Annotated in this window: 19 protein-coding genes and 1 tRNA gene; 4 read left to right on the forward strand and 16 right to left on the reverse strand. The window is 63.7% G+C overall.

Annotated elements, in window-relative coordinates; genetic code table 11:
* Positions 1-26: 26 nt before the first annotated feature.
* Positions 27-488 carry a hypothetical protein gene (locus tag HNH97_RS10620; RefSeq protein WP_110912618.1) on the forward strand — a complete coding sequence of 154 codons (462 nt, stop codon included), beginning with the start codon at positions 27-29 and terminating at the stop codon, positions 486-488.
* Positions 489-506: 18 nt separating this feature from the next.
* Here the strand turns inward: HNH97_RS10620 and prfA are convergent, their stop codons facing one another.
* The 6 genes from prfA to HNH97_RS10650 all read right to left on the reverse strand — a co-directional run bounded on the left by prfA (position 507) and on the right by HNH97_RS10650 (position 7743).
* Positions 507-1568, reverse strand: a complete 1062-nt coding sequence (prfA, locus tag HNH97_RS10625; RefSeq protein WP_171790849.1) for a peptide chain release factor 1 — start codon at positions 1566-1568, stop codon at positions 507-509.
* A 2-nt stretch (positions 1569-1570) separates the two neighbouring features.
* Positions 1571-2824, reverse strand: coding sequence for a histidine--tRNA ligase (gene hisS / locus HNH97_RS10630; protein ID WP_171790850.1), 1254 nt, complete (start codon positions 2822-2824; stop codon positions 1571-1573).
* Positions 2825-2942: 118 nt separating this feature from the next.
* Complete coding sequence (gene ispG / locus HNH97_RS10635; protein WP_110093842.1) at positions 2943-4103, reverse strand: flavodoxin-dependent (E)-4-hydroxy-3-methylbut-2-enyl-diphosphate synthase; 1161 nt, start codon at positions 4101-4103, stop codon at positions 2943-2945.
* Between the two features lie 175 nt (positions 4104-4278).
* Positions 4279-5412 (reverse strand): helix-turn-helix domain-containing protein, encoded by a 1134-nt coding sequence (locus HNH97_RS10640; RefSeq protein WP_171790851.1) that lies wholly within the window; start codon positions 5410-5412, stop codon positions 4279-4281.
* The gene (locus HNH97_RS10645; RefSeq protein ID WP_171790852.1) at positions 5409-6488 is read right to left on the reverse strand and encodes an NAD(P)H-dependent flavin oxidoreductase; all 1080 of its coding nucleotides are present in this window, start codon (positions 6486-6488) and stop codon (positions 5409-5411) included. Before HNH97_RS10645 ends, HNH97_RS10640 begins: the two co-directional genes overlap by 4 nt.
* Before the next feature lies 1 nt (position 6489).
* Positions 6490-7743, reverse strand: coding sequence for an aspartate kinase (locus HNH97_RS10650; protein ID WP_171790853.1), 1254 nt, complete (start codon positions 7741-7743; stop codon positions 6490-6492).
* A gap of 158 nt (positions 7744-7901) precedes the next feature.
* Here HNH97_RS10650 and ubiG point away from each other — a divergent pair, with 158 nt between their 5' ends.
* A complete protein-coding gene (gene ubiG / locus HNH97_RS10655) occupies positions 7902-8651 on the forward strand; it encodes a bifunctional 2-polyprenyl-6-hydroxyphenol methylase/3-demethylubiquinol 3-O-methyltransferase UbiG (protein WP_110912623.1) in 750 nt (249 codons plus the stop codon).
* A 58-nt stretch (positions 8652-8709) separates the two neighbouring features.
* On the opposite strand, the gene HNH97_RS10660 is transcribed toward ubiG, so the two are convergent.
* The 5 genes from HNH97_RS10660 to HNH97_RS10680 form a co-directional block, all read right to left on the reverse strand.
* Positions 8710-9942, reverse strand: coding sequence for a lactonase family protein (locus HNH97_RS10660; RefSeq protein WP_171790854.1), 1233 nt, complete (start codon positions 9940-9942; stop codon positions 8710-8712).
* Between the two features lie 45 nt (positions 9943-9987).
* The gene (locus HNH97_RS10665; protein ID WP_244949397.1) at positions 9988-10455 is read right to left on the reverse strand and encodes a DUF2147 domain-containing protein; all 468 of its coding nucleotides are present in this window, start codon (positions 10453-10455) and stop codon (positions 9988-9990) included.
* Positions 10456-10594: 139 nt separating this feature from the next.
* Positions 10595-11110 carry a DUF1178 family protein gene (locus tag HNH97_RS10670; protein WP_171790855.1) on the reverse strand — a complete coding sequence of 172 codons (516 nt, stop codon included), beginning with the start codon at positions 11108-11110 and terminating at the stop codon, positions 10595-10597.
* A gap of 30 nt (positions 11111-11140) precedes the next feature.
* A complete protein-coding gene (gene grxC, locus HNH97_RS10675) occupies positions 11141-11401 on the reverse strand; it encodes a glutaredoxin 3 (RefSeq protein WP_171790856.1) in 261 nt (86 codons plus the stop codon).
* A 69-nt stretch (positions 11402-11470) separates the two neighbouring features.
* A complete protein-coding gene (locus HNH97_RS10680; protein ID WP_171790857.1) occupies positions 11471-12292 on the reverse strand; it encodes a ComF family protein in 822 nt (273 codons plus the stop codon).
* A 46-nt stretch (positions 12293-12338) separates the two neighbouring features.
* Here HNH97_RS10680 and HNH97_RS10685 point away from each other — a divergent pair, with 46 nt between their 5' ends.
* Complete coding sequence (locus HNH97_RS10685) at positions 12339-13214, forward strand: methyltransferase domain-containing protein (RefSeq protein WP_171790858.1); 876 nt, start codon at positions 12339-12341, stop codon at positions 13212-13214.
* Positions 13215-13227: 13 nt separating this feature from the next.
* On the opposite strand, the gene moaA is transcribed toward HNH97_RS10685, so the two are convergent.
* The 5 genes from moaA to HNH97_RS10710 form a co-directional block, all read right to left on the reverse strand.
* Positions 13228-14244: a GTP 3',8-cyclase MoaA gene (gene moaA / locus HNH97_RS10690; RefSeq protein WP_171790859.1), complete on the reverse strand. Its 1017-nt coding sequence runs from the start codon at positions 14242-14244 to the stop codon at positions 13228-13230.
* 12 nt (positions 14245-14256) lie between these two features.
* The gene (locus tag HNH97_RS10695; RefSeq protein ID WP_110093852.1) at positions 14257-14442 is read right to left on the reverse strand and encodes a DUF3553 domain-containing protein; all 186 of its coding nucleotides are present in this window, start codon (positions 14440-14442) and stop codon (positions 14257-14259) included.
* A gap of 136 nt (positions 14443-14578) precedes the next feature.
* Positions 14579-15988 carry a phosphoglucomutase/phosphomannomutase PgmG gene (gene pgmG / locus HNH97_RS10700; RefSeq protein ID WP_171790860.1) on the reverse strand — a complete coding sequence of 470 codons (1410 nt, stop codon included), beginning with the start codon at positions 15986-15988 and terminating at the stop codon, positions 14579-14581.
* A gap of 5 nt (positions 15989-15993) precedes the next feature.
* Positions 15994-16869 (reverse strand): UTP--glucose-1-phosphate uridylyltransferase GalU, encoded by an 876-nt coding sequence (gene galU, locus HNH97_RS10705; protein WP_110912682.1) that lies wholly within the window; start codon positions 16867-16869, stop codon positions 15994-15996.
* A gap of 418 nt (positions 16870-17287) precedes the next feature.
* A tRNA-Leu gene (locus tag HNH97_RS10710) sits at positions 17288-17373 on the reverse strand.
* 57 nt (positions 17374-17430) lie between these two features.
* On the opposite strand from HNH97_RS10710, the gene lipB reads away from it, so the two are divergent.
* Positions 17431-18135 carry a lipoyl(octanoyl) transferase LipB gene (gene lipB, locus HNH97_RS10715; RefSeq protein ID WP_171790861.1) on the forward strand — a complete coding sequence of 235 codons (705 nt, stop codon included), beginning with the start codon at positions 17431-17433 and terminating at the stop codon, positions 18133-18135.
* The last annotated feature ends 22 nt before the right edge of the window (positions 18136-18157 follow it).

The raw sequence follows: 18157 nt of genomic DNA on the forward strand, positions 1-18157 counted from the left end.
CCATGTTTCCATCATACCCTGTCGCCATGAAATCCGTTGCTCACCTTCTCTGTCGCGGCCTTGTCCCGGCGGCGTTCTGTCTTGTGGCCATGACGTCCACGGCTTTTGCCAGCACGTTCGATGTTACGGATGGCTGTGCCTCGGACGAAATTTCCGAGGTCTCGCGCCTGTATATCGACGAACGGCTGGTGGCGACATTCCAGCTTGACCCCCGCCATGCCGAACGCACCGTCACTATTGAAACACCCGTCGGCCGGCTCAATCATAGCTATGCCCTGTGCGGGGAGATCACGATCCGCCTCCCCACGGGCAAAGCCGAAACGCATGAAGTCAGTGGCGAAGGTGTCCTCCATGCTCCCGATGGGCATCATCTGGTGGCGCTGGGCGCGAAGAATTTTACCGAATTCTATCTTGATGACCCCGATGATCCCGATGTGGTGGAACATCACCCCGGCCGCAGTTCGCTGTGCGCCGCACCGACGTCGTAACCTTTCGGCTCCGGCTTCTCAATCCTCGTCCATCGCCAGCAGGGCTGCCTGTTCCTCCTGCGTCAGGGCATCGACGAACTCATCAAGTTCACCGCCCATGACCTTGTCGATCTTGTAAAGCGTCAGGCCGATGCGATGGTCGGTGACGCGCCCCTGCGGGAAATTGTAGGTACGGATGCGTTCCGACCGGTCACCCGTGCCAACCTGTGACCGGCGGTCGGCCGCACGGGTTTCGTGGGCGGCGGCGCGGTTGCGTTCATACAGGCGCGCACGCAGGATCTTCATCGCCTTTGCACGGTTCTTGTGCTGGCTCTTTTCTTCCTGCATCGCCACGACAATGCCGCTGGGCATATGCGTGATGCGCACGGCGCTTTCCGTCTTGTTGACGTGCTGTCCGCCCGCGCCGGAGGCGCGATAGACATCAATGCGCAGGTCGCTGTCATTGATCTCCACATCCACTTCTTCCGCTTCCGGCAGGACGGCGACCGTGACGGTGGAGGTATGGATGCGGCCCTGGCTTTCGGTGGCGGGAACACGCTGGACGCGGTGCACGCCCGATTCATATTTCAGGCGCGCGAACACGCCCCGGCCGGTAATGTTGGCGATCCCTTCGCGCAGGCCGCCAAGTTCGGATTCATCATATTCGAGGATCTCGAACCGCCATCCCCGCTGGTCCGCATATCGCTGGTACGCCCCGAACAGTTGCCCGGCGAACAGCGCCGCCTCGTCCCCGCCCGCTGCCGGACGGATTTCAAGGATGGCGCTGCGTTCATCCGCCTCGTCACGCGGCAGCATGGCGATGCGGATGTCATGTTCCAGCGCGGGGATGCGCTGGCGCAGTTCCGTAAGTTCACTTTCGGCAAGGCCGCGCATTTCCGGATCGTCAAGCAGGCCCTGCGTTTCCTCCACCGCCTTTTCGGCGGCGCGCAGGGCATTGACCTTGGCAACGATGGGATCGAGTTCGGCAAATTCGCGCGATGCCTGGCTGAAGGCCGCGCCAGACAGTCCTTCGGCCAGTTGCGCCTGCAATTCCTCGCTGCGGGCTACGATCCGGTCAAGTCGTTCGTCAAACCGCGCCACCCTTATGCGTCCTGCGACAGACCATGCAGGAAGGTGGTGACCTGATCCATCGCGACCTCGGTCTGTTCCCCCCTGTCGAGGTCACGGACCTGCACGACGCCGCGCGCCACTTCATCCTCGCCAATGACGATGGCATGGGTCGCGTTCAGGCGGTTCGCACGTTCCATGCGCCGCTTGAGGTTCCCGCGATAGGAGGTCTCCGCCCGGATATGCGCCCCACGCAGCGCCTGCAGCACGGTCAGGCCGGTCGCTGCCGCTCCCTCGCCCATCGGTACGACCATGACGGGACGCGGGGCTGCCGGTGCTTCCTCCAGCAGCATCGAAAGGCGTTCGATCCCGCCGGCCCAGCCGATGGCCGGGGTCTGCGGGCCGCCCATTTCGGACACCAGCCCGTCATACCGCCCGCCAGCCAGCACCGTGCCCTGCGTGCCCAGCCGTTCGGTCACGAATTCGAACGCCGTGTGGCTGTAGTAATCCAGTCCGCGCACGATGCGGGGATTTTCGCGGAAACCGACGCCAAGGATATCCAGCGTCTTGCGCAGGTCATCCCAGAACGCCTGCGCCTGCGGGGTCAGGAAGCCCGAGATCAGCGGTGCATCTTCCACCACGGCCCGGTCCTGCGGCGACTTGCTGTCGAGGATGCGCAGCGGGTTGCGTTCCAGCCGGTTCAGGCTTTCGCTGGAAAGTTCGTCGCGCCGTTCCGAAAAATAGGTGACCAGCGCCGCGCGCCAGGCCGTCCGGCTTTCGATGTCGCCAAGCGTGTTGAGTTCAAGGACGGTATCGCGCGCAATGCCCAGGGCCTGCAGGATGTCGCGCCCCATTGCGATCACTTCGGCATCCGCCAGCGGTTCGGCAGGCCCCAGAAGTTCCGCGCCGATCTGGTGGAACTGCCGGTAACGTCCCTTCTGCGGGCGTTCGTAGCGGAACATCGGCCCGGCATAGAACACTTTCTGCGGCAGGGACTGCGTCAGGCCGTTGGTCACCAGTGCCCGGCACACGCTGGCCGTTCCCTCGGGGCGCAGCGTCAGCGATTCACCGCCACGGTCCTCGAAGGTGTACATTTCCTTTGAAACGACATCCGACGTATCGCCCAGCGTCCGCTTGAAGACACGCGTATCCTCGAAGATCGGTGTGGCCCATTCGTCAAAACCGTAAAGACCGGTAATGCGACGGGCCGTTTCGATGACATGCGCGAAACGGCGCTGCGTTTCCCCGATCAGGTCGTGGGTACCGCGGACGGGCTGTAAACTGCTCACTGCGAAAATCCTGCTTGAACGACATCATGCCTGCCCCCTCCTCCTGTGCGAAGGGGCAGGCCTGCCGGAAGGGGACATGCAGGAAAAACCCGCGGTATCATCCCCTTCCCGACTGGTGTCAGCCTGCGGGCGTCAGTTCCGACGCGCGGGCCTTGTCTTCTTCCGCCTTGCGGGCGTCTTCCTCGGCCTGCATGGCCTTGGCCTTCGCTTCCACCAGTTCGACGATATGATCGACCATGTCGCCTGCCGGCATCGTGTGGTCCTGGCGCCCGGCGGAATAGACCATGTGCCGTCCGGCGCCACCACCCGTCACGCCAAGGTCGGTCATCAGGGCTTCGCCCGGGCCATTGACCACGCAGCCGATGATCGACAGCGTCAGCGGCGTCTTGATATGGGCCAGCCGGTCTTCAAGTGTCTGGACGGTCTGGATCACGTTGAAGCCCTGGCGTGCGCAGGACGGGCAGGAGATGATCTTCACGCCACGATGGCGCAGGCCCAGCGACTTGAGGATATCCCAGCCGACCAGCACTTCTTCCTCCGGCTCTGCCGACAGGGAGACGCGCATCGTATCACCCACGCCCGCCCACAGCAGATTGCCAAGGCCGATGGAGGACTTGACGGTGCCCGCGCGCTTGCTGCCTGCCTCGGTAATGCCGATATGCAGCGGATGGTCGCAGACGTCCGCCAGTTGCTGGTAGGCTGCAACGGCAAGGAACACGTCGGAGGCCTTCACGCTGATCTTGAATTCATGGAAATCATGATCTTCGAGGATCTTGGCATGTTCCAGCGCGCTTTCGACCAGCGCATCGGGATTGGGTTCGCCGTATTTTTCCAGCAGGTGCTTCTCCAGCGACCCGGCATTCACGCCGATGCGGATGGAGCAGTTGTAGTCCTTTGCCGCGTTGACCACGTCACGCACGCGCTCGGCGCTGCCGATGTTGCCCGGGTTGATGCGCAGGCACGCGGCGCCGGCCTTGGCCGCCTCGATCGCGCGCTTGTAATGGAAATGGATGTCCGCGACGATGGGGACATTCACTTCGCGCACGATTTCGGCCAGTGCGGTCGTGCTTTCCTCATCGGGGCACGAAACGCGCACGATATCGACCCCGGCCAGTTCCGCGCGGCGGATCTGGGCGATCGTGGCCTCTGCGTCGGTGGTCAGGGTGTTGGTCATGGTCTGCACCGAAATCGGCGCATCCCCGCCCACCGGCACCTTGCCCACGTGGATCTGCCGCGACTTGCGACGTTCGATATGCTGATAGGGACGATAGCTGCTCATTGTCTGCCCTCCATGCGAGGCGGGGAGTTCATGGCGGCCCGCCATGCGCGGGCATGACGGGCCGTGATGAAGTCCTGTTTTCAGATCCGGTGACGGATACGCATGCTGTCTTCACAACGTGCCGTTGCCGACCATATTACTCTGCTTTGTCGGTTTATGGGAGTGGGGATGCACATTATTCCCCCCCATCCGATGGTCCCGGCGGCGGCAGGGGCGGCATCGGGGCCGATGTCGTGGTGGCCGGCCGCGCCGGTGGCGGCATGGGCGCGCGCGGCGCAGGCGTCGCCTGGGTGATGGTGCCACTGCTGATGGCCTGCGCGCTCAGGACGATGTTGTGTCTGACTTCCCCGCTGCGCCCGAGCGGCGGCGAGGTCACGCCATTCGCGTTCAGCGTCAGGCCGCCGGCATTGCCGACCGTCATTACAAGGTCATGTTTGTCCGCAGGAACCTGCCACGTTTCCCCACTGCCGAGCGTGTGGTCATAAATGACCCCGCCCCCCTGCTGGCGCACCTGCACCCATGTCGGGGCGGAGGCGATCAGCGTGATCTGGTCGGCGGGCGTCGCGGGGGCTGCGGCATCGGGGTGATCGGCATCGGGATGGGGGCCTGCCAGGGCATTCCTGTCCTCGCCCATCTTTTCCACCGGGCCTGCGGGCGGCCTGGCCGTCGCACTGTCATCCGGCGGCCCGGACGGGGCCAGTGCCGTGATGCTGTTCTGTTCCTGCTGCGGCAGGGGCTGCGGCGGGTTGGGCGGCAGTTCCCCCGGCGCAGGCAGTACGGAGGCGATCTGTGGCGACGCCGTCCCCTGCGTGGAGATGCCGGGCAGGTCGGTATGGGCGGAAACGGCCGGCTGCTCCGGTGTCGCGGTCATGCGGTACCACCCCACATAGGCCCCGACCAGGATGACAATGCCACCCAGCAGGATCACGCCCAGCGGCAGGCTCTTTTCAGGCAGCGGAACCGGAAATGACAGGTCGGGCTTGCGGTCGAAGGCCCCGCGCATCTCCATCTTGAACCGCTGGATCAGGGGTTCGGGCGCCAGGCCGAGCGCCTTGGCATAGGTGCGCAGGAAACCGATGGCATAGGCGCTGCCCGGCAGGGCCTGTGCACGGCCTTCCTCCAGCGCCTCCAGATATGGCAGGCGTATGCGCAGCCATGAGGCGACGTCAGGCAGGCTCCAGCCCAGTTGTTCGCGGCGCGCGCGCAGTTCCTGACCGACGCCAAGGGGGATGTCACCCGCCGGGGCAGATGTGGCCGCGTCACCGGGGTTCGTGTTTTTCTGGCGGAACATGCGTGTGCCCTCGCTCATTCGCGGCGCATCCTGTCTTCCTGCCGGATCAGGGCGTCGAGCGCCTGGTCAACAAGTTCGGCGATGATGTCGCGCACCGACTGTTCACTGGTGATCATGCCGACCGACTGTCCCGCCATGACGGACCCGTTTTCGACATCCCCCTCGATCACCGCGCGGCGCAGCGACCCGGCCCAGAAATGTTCGATATCCAGTTGTGCCTGTTCCTTCGTCAGTTCGCCTGACTGGAAGCGTCGCAGCGTTTCCGCCTGATGGGTGAGGAAACGGCGACTGCCCTCGTTGGACAGGCCGCGCACCGGAATGACGGGGAAGCGTTCGTCAAGCTGCACCGAGGTGACGGCGTCACGCGCGCTGGCGCGGATGAACGCCTTCTTGAAACGTTCATGCGCGATGCTGTCGGTCGAGGCGGCAAAGCGCGTGCCAAGCTGCGCACCCGCTGCCCCCTGCTCCAGGTAGGATACGATCGCATCCCCCCGTCCCAGGCCGCCAGCGACGAAAACGGGAATGTCACGGATGAAGGGCAGCACTTCCTGCGCCAGCACCGTCAGCGACACGGGACCGACATGGCCGCCCGCCTCGGACCCTTCGATGACCAGCGCATCCACGCCCATGCGCATGAGGCGCTTGGCCAGCACGAAGGCGGGGGCAAAGGCGATGACCTTGGCCCCGCCATCTTTGATGGCGCGGATCACGGGACCGGACGGGATCCCCCCGGCCAGCACGACATGGCCGACGCCTGCGTCGAGGCAGACCTGCACAAGGTCGTCGAGGCGCGGATGCATGGTGATCAGGTTCACGCCGAACGGGCGGCTTGTGCGGGCCTGGGTTGCTGCGATCTCCTCCGCAAGGCGGTCAGGCTCCATCGCGCCGCAGGCCAGCACGCCAAAGCCGCCCGCGTTGGAAATCGCGGAGACGAGATGGCGTTCGCTGATCCACGACATGGCCCCGCCAAGGATGGAGACCTCGCTGCCGAGGAAGCGGGTTCCCGCCGACCAGAGCCGGTCAAGGCGCGCGCGCGCGGCAACCCGGCGGGGATCGGTGGCGGTGGTGGGGGATGAAGGGCTGGTCTGGTTCATTTCAGGCTGCATCAAGGCCGTAGGCGGCATGGAGGGCACGGACCGCGAGTTCGGTGTATTCGGCGGCGATCAGGACCGAGACCTTGATTTCACTGGTGGAGATGACCTGCACGTTGATGTTGCGTTCGGACAGGGTGCGGAACATCGTGTTGGCGACCCCGGTGTGCGAGCGCATGCCCACGCCCACCACGCTGATCTTCACCACGTCGTCGTCAGTGGCAAGTTCGCCGTAATGGATGACGTCGCGCGCTTCCTCCAGCGCCTTGATGGCCTGGGCGAAATCCGTCTTGCCCACGGTGAACGTGATGTTGGTCATGCCATCATCACCCGTGCTCTGCACGATCATGTCTACATTCACGTTCGCTTCGGCCAGGGGGCCGAACACGGCGGCCGCGATTCCGGGGCGATCGGGAACCCGGCGCACGGAAATCTTTGCCTCGTCACGGGAATAGGCAATCCCGGCCACCAGTTCCTTTTCCACGATTTCGTCCTCATCCACGACTATTGAACCGGGCAGATGCCCCTCTGATGGCGCGGGGCCATCCGTAAAACTGGAAAGAACCTGCACGCGCACCCGCTCCTTCATCGCGAGTTCGACGCTGCGGGTCTGCAGGACCTTGGCCCCGACGGACGCGAGTTCAAGCATCTCCTCATAGGTGATTTTATCGAGCTTGCGTGCTTTGGCAACGATCCTGGGGTCGGTTGTATAGATTCCGTCCACGTCGGTATAGATGTCGCACCGGTCCGCATGCAGCGCCGCCGCCAGCGCCACGGCGGAGGTGTCTGACCCCCCCCGGCCCAGCGTCGTGATGCGATTGTCGTGGTCCACGCCCTGGAACCCCGCGATGACCGGCACCTGCCCCGCCTGCATAGAGGCGATCAGGGCCGTGCCGTCGATCGATTCAATGCGCGCCTTGCCATGCGCGTCATCGGTGCGCAGCGGGATCTGCCATCCCAGCCACGAACGCGCATCCACCCCCAGCGCCTGCAGCGCGATCGCGAGCAGCCCGCTGGTCACCTGCTCACCCGTGGCGACGACCGTGTCATATTCGCGCGGGTCATGCAGGGCGGAGAGGTCCTGGCAGTAACCGACAAGCCGGTTGGTGACGCCGGACATCGCGGAGACGACGACCGCGACCTCGCATCCCGCATCGACCTGTTTGCGGACCTTTTCCGCGACAGCGCGAATCCGCTCCAGATTGGCCACGGATGTGCCACCGAATTTCATAACGATCCGCGGTACGGTAGTGGACATTGGAACATGCTCTCCGCTGTGGGTCAGGATTCGTGCTGTCCGGGCCAGTTCCGCAGATGGGTGGTCCGGGGCATTGCGGTTATGTACAAGGCGCGTCACATACATCCCCCCCGCCTCTGCGTCCAGCGCGAGACAGCCAAATGAAAGGCGTTGCACCCATGCAGCTTCACGATTCGCCGGCCCCGGGGCCGGGTTCGGTCTCCCCTTCCGAAATCGCCCGTTTCAGCGAACTGGCCGAAAGATGGTGGGATCCCACGGGGCCGATGCGTCCGCTGCATGCGATGAACGACCTGCGGATATCATGGTCGCTGGCCCACCTTCCCGCCCCTGTCGATGCGCACGGGACGCGGCGCACGCTGCTGGATATCGGCTGTGGCGCAGGCCTTGCGAGCGAGGCTTTCGCACGCGCGGGTTTCGATGTCATGGGACTTGATGCCTCCAGCGCGGCCATTACGGCGGGACGGCATCACCTGCGCCACCATCCCCTGCCCGAAGGCAGCGGGCCGCTGGCCTATCGCTGTGGCAGTGCGGAGGAACTATGTGCCGAAGGCGCGCGGTTCGATGCGATTTCCGCGCTGGAAGTGATCGAGCATGTGACCGATCCCGCCGCTTTCCTCGCCATGCTTGCGACGATGCTGCGGCCGGGTGGCGCGCTGATCGTCTCCACCATGAACCGGACGCTGCGTTCACTGGCGATGGCGAAGATCGGCGCGGAATACGTGCTGCGCCTGCTGCCGGTCGGCACGCATGAATGGCGCAAATTCATCACCCCTGCGGAACTGGGCCAGCAGGCCGTGCAGGCAGGGCTGCGAATCGCGGATATCGCGGGGATGGTCCCCGGCCTTGGCGGCTGGCGCGAAAGCCGTGACCTCGGGGTCAACTACATCGCCCAGCTTGTGCGCGACTGAGCACGGGACCCATGTGGCGGCCCCACCTGCGTGGGGCCGCCACATGGCCCATGGGCGTTCAGATCGTGTTCATGAACGCAAAGGTGGTCGGACTGCCGACGGGGGTGAAGTTCCATGTGAACTGCAGTTCGCCCGTGGCGGCATTCACGCGGAACGACGTGACGGAATCGCTGCGCTGGTTGGCGCAGAACAGGAACGACCCGCTGGGGTCGAACATCATCGAACGCCCGTAATCCGCATGCATCCAGATCTCATCGACGAGGTTGAGCGTGCCATCGTCATTGACGTGGAAGCTTGCCAGTGAATCGCCCAGCCGGTTGGAGACATACAGGTAACGCCCGTTGGGCGAGAGCAGGATCCCCGCCGCCAGGGTGCTGCCACGGAAATGCGGGGTCACGGTGCTGACGGTCTGCTGCGGTACGATCTCGCCCGTCTGGGCGTTGAAGGCGGCCGCAACCACTTTCGAATCCTGCTCGCCCAGGATGTAGATCATGTTCCCCTTCTCGTTGAAGGCGAAATGACGCGGGGCGGAACCGGGGGTCATGGTGATGAACGGCATCTTCGCATTGGGCACTAGGCGCCCGGTATGCAGGTCCAGCGTCCAGACATACACCCGGTCAAGGCCCGCGTCGCAGGCCAGCACGAAGCGCCCGCTGGGGTCGGAGGCGACCATGTGCACATGCGACCCGGAATGGTCGCTGATGGCGAAATTGCCCGGCGGGTTGTCACTGGCGCGGTCGGGCATGCGCGGCCCGGTATTCTTGACCACGTCGGTGGGATCGCCAAGGCTGCCATCAGGCTTGATCGGAAGGATGCCGACGCTGCCGCCCATGTAGTTGGCGACCATCACGTATTTGCCCGAATGATGGATGCTCAGGTGCGCGGGCACGGCCCCGCCTGAACGCATGACGTTGATCTTGGTCAGTTCGCCACTCTTGCGGTTGACGGAGAATGACGTCACGCAGCCTTCGTGGTTGTCGTTGAAATCGTCAATCTCGCTCAGGGCGTAAAGGAAGCGCGAATCTGCGGAAATGACGAAGAAGGATGGGCTGGCGATATCGACATAGGTCATCAGCGCCGACAGGCTGCCATTGTCGGGGTTCATCTCGAAGACCGAAATCCCCTGCCCGTTCCCTGCGCCGCCCGGTGGCCCATGCTGCGTGTAGCCGCCAATGTAGCAGATGGTCCGTGAACGCTGCGGCAGTTCCGCAAGCGCCCTGCGGGTGACGGTTGGCACCCCTGCCATCGCCAGTCCCGCGATAACGGCACGCCGGGTAAGATTGGACTTCATCGAATTTCAGCTATCCCAGATATAGGTGTTCCAAATGCCCGCACGTCATGGCAGGCGGCATTCCGGCCCGATCCTGCCGGTAAAGGGGGTCCATGTCTCCGTTTCCCCGAAAAGCGGGACGCCCACGAACCCCCGCAGTTTCAGCGCCCCGTTGGGCGCGATCCAGATCTTGGCGTGATAGACGCGCCCACTGTCGGGATCAAGGATATGGCCGTTCCAGTGGCCGGTTTCCTCCGGATCGGGCGTGAAGCCGGTCAGCATCCGCAGTCCGCATTCCGAATGGCCCGCATGGTCCTTCGGGACGTCCTTGGTATAGCTCAGCCCCACAAGGTCACCGCAGATTTCCGTTCCGCACTGCATGATGCGGAACACCCCGTCATGGTCCTTGGTTTCCCATTCCCCGAGAATGGGCGGTGCCTGCGTCGATGGCGCGGCGTGCGCGGGGGAAAGGATGCCGCCCAGACCCATCCCGATCGCCAGCACCATCAGCATCCGTGCAGGGACGCCTGACATGACGCGCCGCCAGATGCGGCCTGTTGCCGGGTTCTGACCGATCCGTCCGGTCATTCCTGTCGTTCCGCGCATGGATCCCTCCCCTTGGTCGTGCGCCGCGTAACATGCAATGGATACGAAGCGGGCGTAGTGTTCAGTTTCAGCTATCGGCGGGCCTGACCCAGGGGATGGTCAGCACCTCTACCCCTTCGTCGTCCAGCATCTCACGCTCATCTTCGGTCATGCTGCCGTAAATTCCCGTGGCCTGCTTTTCGCCGCGATGCATTTTCAGTGCTTCCGCCGCGAACTGTGGTCCAGCATTCACGCAATGCTGTTCAATGACATCGCGCATTTTTTGCAACAGTGCCATCGCCGCATCGGGCACAGGCACCGTATCGCGCGCCGGCGCAGGCGTGACGGGCGGTGTACTCACGCATCCTGTGCCGGTGGTGGTTCCCGTCGTCCCCATCGCCGCGTCCCCTGTCGCGTCCATGGGGGCACCGTCCCCCGCGCCCCGGCGGATGGCGGGCGCCATCAGGGCGCGGGTGATGGTGTGTGCCCCACATTGCGGACATGACAGCAGCCCCCTTTCCGCCTGATGCTCAAAGCTGACGCTGCTTGGGAACCATCCCTCGAATTCATGCTCCCCTTCGCATCGCAGGCGGTAGAGAATCATGCAGCTTCCCCCTGTTTCGAAGCGGCGTGCTCAGCCCAGGCCGAGCAGCGCGTCAAGTTTGCCCTCACGCTCAAGCGCCATCATGTCGTCGCATCCCCCGATGAACTTCCCGTCCACGAAAAGCTGGGGCATCGTCATGTGGCCGCCCGAACGGCTGATGGCGGTCTGGCGGGCCTGCGTGCCATGCAGGGCGGTGATTTCCTCGAACGCGACACCCTTGGACTGCAGCAGCCTGACGGCCCGGACGCAATAGGGGCAACCCGGCTGGGTGTATATCTCGACTTTAGGCATGCGGAACTTTCATCTGCTGGATCAATGTCGTCTCTCGGTAACGCTACCCCATAATGCCATGTCCGGGCGTCAGTTGGGTAATGAAACCGTATCCGTTACGGATCGGGTGCCGGCGGGTGGACAGACACGCGCGGCGGACAGGACATCGACACGGGCGACGCCATGCCCGCGCAACGCCACGGCACAGGCCCCCAGCGTGCTGCCGGTGGTCATGACATCATCGACAAGGATGACATGCCGTCCCCGCAGGTCCGGACGCCGGTGCGGGCGTACCGTGATCGCGCCGTCCAGCACTGCGCGACGCTGCGCCCCGACCATGTGGCCAAGCGGGCGGGTGTGGCGTATTCGCATCAATGTGTCTGGCCAGTGAGCAATGCCGCCAAGCCGGGAGAGTTCCCCCGCCAGCAGCGCGGACTGGTTGTAGCGGCGCGTGAACAGCCGTCGCCGATGCAGCGGCACCGGGACCAGTATGGCGTCGGGGTGCAGCAGGTCGCGACCGGACAGGTGCATGTAGCGCGCCAGCAGGGCCGCATTTTCCGTCCGGTCCCCGTATTTGAGCCCAAGGATCAGGCGGCGTGACCAGTCATCATAAACCAGCGCCGCGCGTCCTGCCTCCCACGGTGGGGGGGGGGCGTGCAGGCAGTCGTGACAGGTCAGGCTGTCTCCTGCCGCGGCCTCGGATGTGAAGGGAATGCCGCATCTGCGGCATGAGGGGGCTGCAATCAGGTGCAGGTGCGTGAAACATTCCGCACAGACATGCCCGGCCTGCGCCACTTCTGCACCGCAGGACAGGCAGTGCGGCGGCAGGAGCAGGTCGAGGGCGTGGCGCGCACCACGGCGCAGGTGCTCCGTAAAGCGGCGGGGCGGGAAAATGCTGGAAAGTCCGGGCATCGGGGCGGTGCATTCACGTGATGGTGTCCTTGGCAGATGCTAGCGGATGGCGCACATCACTGTCATGGAGACGCCGATCATTTTTGACCGCCATGCCGTGCGACTGCATCGGGATCGCGCATGCACCACGCTGGGGCGGATACAGCCGATCGTGCAGGCGGCCGCGGATCGGCTTCTGGACCGGCTTGACGATACGACCCATCGTTTTTCCCATGCGCTCGATATCGGCGGGCGTGGCGTGACCGCCCCCATGCTGCGGGCGCGCGGACTCGACGTGGTGGCGACGGACCTGTCCCCTGCCCTGTGTGCGCGTGAAACCGTGCCGTGTGTCTGCATGGACGAGGAATGGCTGCCGTTCGGGGCTGCCACATTCGACCTGGTCATCGCCAACCTGTCGCTGCACTGGGTCAACGACCTGCCCGGAACCCTGGTGCAGATCCGCAATATCCTGCGGCCCGATGGGCTGTTTCTGGCATGTATGCCGATCCTGCCGACGCTGGCGCCATTGCGTCAGGCCCTTGCGGGGGCCGAACATGACCTGCTGGGCGGGGCGTCTGCGCGTGTTTCGCCTTTCCCCGGCCTGCGCGACTGCGCCGCCCTGTTGCAGCGCGCCGGATTCGCCCTGCCCGTGGCCGATTCGGATGTCATCCCGCTGGCCTATCGCGCGCCGCTGGCGCTGCTGCAGGACCTGCGTGATGCGGGCGAAACCAATGCGCTGGACCAGCGGCATCGCGCCTGTCCCCCCGCCGCCCTGTTTCCTGCGGCACTGGCGAGGCTGCCGCGTGATGCGCAGGGGAATGTCGCCATGCCGCTGCATGTCGCGATCATGACAGGCTGGGCCCCCGCCGCGACGCAGCCAAAGCCCCTGAAGCCCGGTCAGTTCACGACGTCGCTGAAAGATGCGCTGGACGCCGGGACGTAGAATCTGCCGGGATTTAGCCGCCGGTGACGCTCATGTGGCGGGAAATGCGCGCCGGGTCGTCGGCGGCGCGATCCAGCATGAAATCATGCCCCCTGGGCTTGCGTCCGATGGCCTCCTGCACGAGGCGCAGGAGCCCTGCCTCGTCCATTCCCGCACGCAGCGGCCCACGCAGGTCGCTTGCCCCCTCATGACCCAGGCAGGAATAAAGCTGTCCGGTGCAGGACAGGCGCACGCGGTTGCAGCTTTCGCAGAAATTATGGCTCATCGGGGTGATGAAGCCGATTTTCTGCCCGGTCTCGGCCACACGTACGTAACGTGCCGGCCCCCCGGTGCGATAGGTCAGCGGTTCCAGCGTCCAGCGGCGCGCAAGGTCGGCGCGCACCCGGTCCAGCGGAATATAGCGGTTGAGCCGGTCATCCCCGGTCTCGCCCATGGGCATCGTCTCGATCAGGCACAGATCCGCGCCGATCTGTCCGCACCATGCCACCATGTCGTCGAATTCATCGTCATTCAGGCCCGCCATGGCCACGGTATTGATCCGGATTTTCAACCCGGCTTCGCGCGCCGCACGGACGCCATCGAGCGTCTTGTGCAGGTTGCCCCGTCGCGTGATGGCCGCAAAGCGCGCGGGATCAAGCGAATCCATGCTGACATTGACCCGCCTGACCCCCGCGGCATGGAGCGGAGCGGCAAATTCACCCAGTCGGGAGCCATTGGTCGTCAGCGTCAGTTCATCAAGGCGCGGCCCGTCATCGGGGCGTCGCAGCCATTCCCCCATCGCCGAAAAAAACGACATGACATCACGCCGGACCAGCGGTTCGCCGCCGGTTACACGGATACGCCGGACGCCACTGTGGATGAATGCGCCACAGATACGTTCCAGTTCCGCATAGGACAGGATTTCAGGTTTGGGGAGGAAGGTCATGTCCTCCGCCATGCAGTACAGGCAGCGCATGTCACAGCGGTCCGTGACCGACACGCGCAGATAGGTTACCGCCCGGCCAAACGAATCAAGGAAAGGGCGCGTCATCAGGCGTTCCAATCAGTCCACCACCGTCAACTGTATGACCATTGCGTCAATGGCGACCTTTCCCGCGTGGGGAAACATCACCACCACCCGCCGTCCCGTGGCGGACTGCACCTGTCCCATGCCCCATTCCGGGTGGTCCGGATGCATTACATGCTGTCCGGGAGTCAAAAAAGAGTGAAAAGGCAGCGATGCCGTCATGAAGCTTAAACCCGGGAGAGAGGCACGATATCATATGGGACCGATTTGGGCCTTTTAAACCTGTTGACGGCAGGTTCAATGAAAAACGGCCCGCCCCTGTGCCGGGACATTCATGCCGGGGCGACAGAAATCCCGTTCAGTGACGGGTGGCCGCGCCGGAAAAATCGGGGGCTTCTACGCCTGATTCGTGCAGTTGCGCCGTCAGTTCGGCCTGCAGCCGTGCAAGCCCGGATTCGGTCGTGCTTTCCGCACGGGCCACCAGCATGGCCTGTGTGTTGGACGCACGCAGCAGCCACCATCCATCAGGGGTGCTGACACGGATACCATCAATCCGGGACATTTTCGCCCCCTGCGCGCGCAGGCGATCCGCGACCTCGTCTATGACGGCGAATTTGCGCGTGTCGGGACAATCAAACCGCAGTTCAGGCGTATTGACCATGACCGGAAGCGCCTGACGCACATCCGACAGCGGCCCCGGCAGGCGCGCCACAATCCCCAGCAGCCGTACGGCGGCGTACAGCGCATCGTCAAATCCGTACCATCTGTCGGCAAAGAAGATATGTCCCGACATTTCCCCCGCCAGAAGGGCGCCGGTTTCCGCCATCTTGGATTTTATCAGGGAATGGCCCGCCCCCCACATCACGGGCGTGCCGCCCGCCTGGTCCACTGCATCGAACAGGGCCTGACTTGCCTTGACGTCCGCGATGACCGTGGCGCCCGCATGGTCACGCAGCACATCACGCGCCAGCACCAGCAGAAGCTGGTCCGCCCACAGGATCTGTCCGGTATTGTCCACGACCCCGATACGATCGGCATCGCCATCAAAGGCAAGCCCGATATCGGCGTGCTGGCTGCGTACCGTGGCGATCAACTGTTCAAGGTTCGCCGGGATTGTCGGGTCCGGGTGATGGGCGGGGAAATGCCCGTCGATTTCACCGTTCAGGATGGTATGCCGTCCCGGCAGCCCCTTTACGAGGCGCGCCAGCACCCTGCCCGCCGCGCTGTGCCCGTTATCCCACACGACATGCAGCGACCGCGTCCCGCCGTCCCAGTCGCGAAGCAGGCGTGCGACATACTGCTCCGTCATGTCGATGTCACGGACGCTGCCCGTGGTTTCGGGCACCACGTCACCAGTGGCGCAGAGATGGCCAAGTTCGCGGATCTGCCCGCCAAAGAATGGCTTGCTGCCCAGCATCATCTTGAAGCCATTATGGTCGGGTGGGTTATGGCTGCCGGTCACCATGACCGCACCGTCAGTCCCAAGTTCCACCGATGCGTAATACAGAAGCGGCGTGGGACCGCAACCCACCCGGGTCACGGCCATGCCCGACGCCATGGCCCCCCGCACCAGTTCGGCTTCCAGCCCCGGTGAGGAGAGGCGGCCGTCATGCCCGATCACGACAGTCGTGCCGCCCGTGCGGGCGATCACGCTGCCAAAGGCACGACCAATGGCATAGGCGTCCTGTGCCGTCAGGGTCTTCCCGACAATCCCGCGGATGTCATATTCACGCAGGCTTGTCGGGTCGAAGCGATGACGAAAGGACACCGGCCTTATTTTTCCTGATAGGACTTCAGGAACTCACGCACCTCATCGGCAAGGTCTTCGCGTGCGAGGGAGAAGGCAATCTGCGCCTCGAGGAAGCCGATCTTGTTGCCGCAGTCAAAGCGGCGGCCTTCGTAGCGGAAACCATGGAACGGCACGTGGCCGATCATCTTCGCCATCGCATCGGTCAACTGCACTTCACCGCCCGCGCCCTTTTCAAGCTTGGCAAGGTGGGGCAGCACATCGGCGGTCAGGATATAGCGACCGATGACCGACAGGTTGGACGGTGCTTCCGCGGGCTTCGGCTTTTCCACCAGGCCCTTGACCTCGACAAGCTTGCCGTCGTCATGGCCGACATCCAGCACGCCGTACTGGTCGGTCTTTTCGCGCGGGACCTCGGTCACCGCCAGCACGTTGCCGCCCGTGCGGTTATAGACCTCGACCATCTGCTTCAGGCAGGAGGTCTTGCTCTGCACCACGTCGTCAGGCAGCAGGATGGCGAACGGGTCGTTGCCGATGAAGCTGCGGGCGCACCAGATGGCATGGCCCAGACCAAGCGGTTCCTGCTGGCGGACGGAAATCATCGAACCCGGCGTGACACGGGTCGGTTCCAGCGCCTTCAGCGCGGAGGTCTTCTTGCGCTCCTTCAGCGTGGCTTCAAGCTCAAATGCGATGTCGAAATAATCAATCAGCGAGTCCTTGCCGCGGCTCGACACCAGGCAGAATTCCTCGATCCCGGCCTCACGGGCTTCGTCAATCGCGTACTGGATCAGCGGCCTGTCGACAACCGGCAGCATTTCCTTGGGCACCGATTTCGTTGCGGGCAAGAAACGGGTTCCCATTCCGGCAACAGGAAGAACGGCTTTTTTCAAGGGCTTGATCACAAAATCCACCTTATCTTACAAATAACCTCGGACTTCCCTTTCCCTGCCCTCCTGAATTCCAGGACAATCGGCAATATCTGGACCTTGGGAAAGTCGCGTTGACTGCATCTTTAGGGCGCAGTGTCACGCAACAACATGACCTAAATCAACTGTTTTGGTCTGGAATGCATTCATTAGGGGGCCTGATACGCTTTGTAATGCATTCACCCCGGTTTTCCATACCTGTCATGTCACCTGTGCCGGACTGGCATGACATGCCGACATATTGAAGCGGCGGCGGCAGGGTCTTTCGGCATAAAGATGTATAATTGTGCCGATTTTATGGCAACCCGTTCCGGACAGCACGAATCAACAGGCGGTGATGATCCGTTCACCGCCCTGCCGGGACTCTTTATTGAGATAATTTTCTGGAAATGTATGGTGCGGCCAAGAAGACTCGAACTTCCACGGGGTTTCCCCCACAAGCACCTCAAGCTTGCGCGTCTACCATTCCGCCATGGCCGCATACATTATCTTCGGTATCGGGTAAGCGATAGCGAAGCAATGCAGGCCGTATAACCGATGGAAGGCAAACGGGCAATGACTGAAAACAAGATTTTATGGGAAATGGCACCAGGACGTGTCCCCTACCCCGATGCGCTGGCCTGTATGGAGCGTGACGCCCGTGCGATCCGGGCCGGTGACGCGGGTGAACGGGTGTGGCTGCTGGAACATCCCCCCACCTATACGGCCGGCACGTCGGCCCGGCCGGAAGACCTGTTCAATCCGGCCGGATATCCCACCTGGCCTGCGGGACGCGGCGGGCAGTGGACCTATCACGGGCCGGGGCAGCGCGTGTGCTATGTCATGCTGGACCTTACGCAGCCACACGGCCCGGTCCCCGCGCGCGACGTGCGGGCCTATGTCCATGCGCTGGAGGAGTGGCTGATTCGCACACTCGGCCGTTTCGGCGTGACCGGTGAACGGCGGGAGGGGCGCGTGGGCGTCTGGGTGGTGGACCCGAAAAGCGGGCGGGAGGAAAAGATCGCGGCCATCGGGGTGCGGGTCTCGCGCTGGGTCAGTTGGCACGGAGTCGCGATCAACGTTGACCCTGCCCTGTCGGATTTCGAGGGAATCGTCCCATGTGGAATCCGCGAATATGGCGTGACCAGCCTGCGCAGGCTGGGGCTCGACGTCACCATGGCGGATGTGGACCGTGCGCTGCGTGACTGCTGGACGGAGTGTTTCGGCAGCGTGCCGGTGGAAGGGGAATATCTGGAGGCATGATGCCGGCCGATCTTCCCGGCGT

This window comes from Gluconacetobacter entanii, from assembly GCF_013155425.1.
Lineage (GTDB): Bacteria > Pseudomonadota > Alphaproteobacteria > Acetobacterales > Acetobacteraceae > Novacetimonas > Novacetimonas entanii.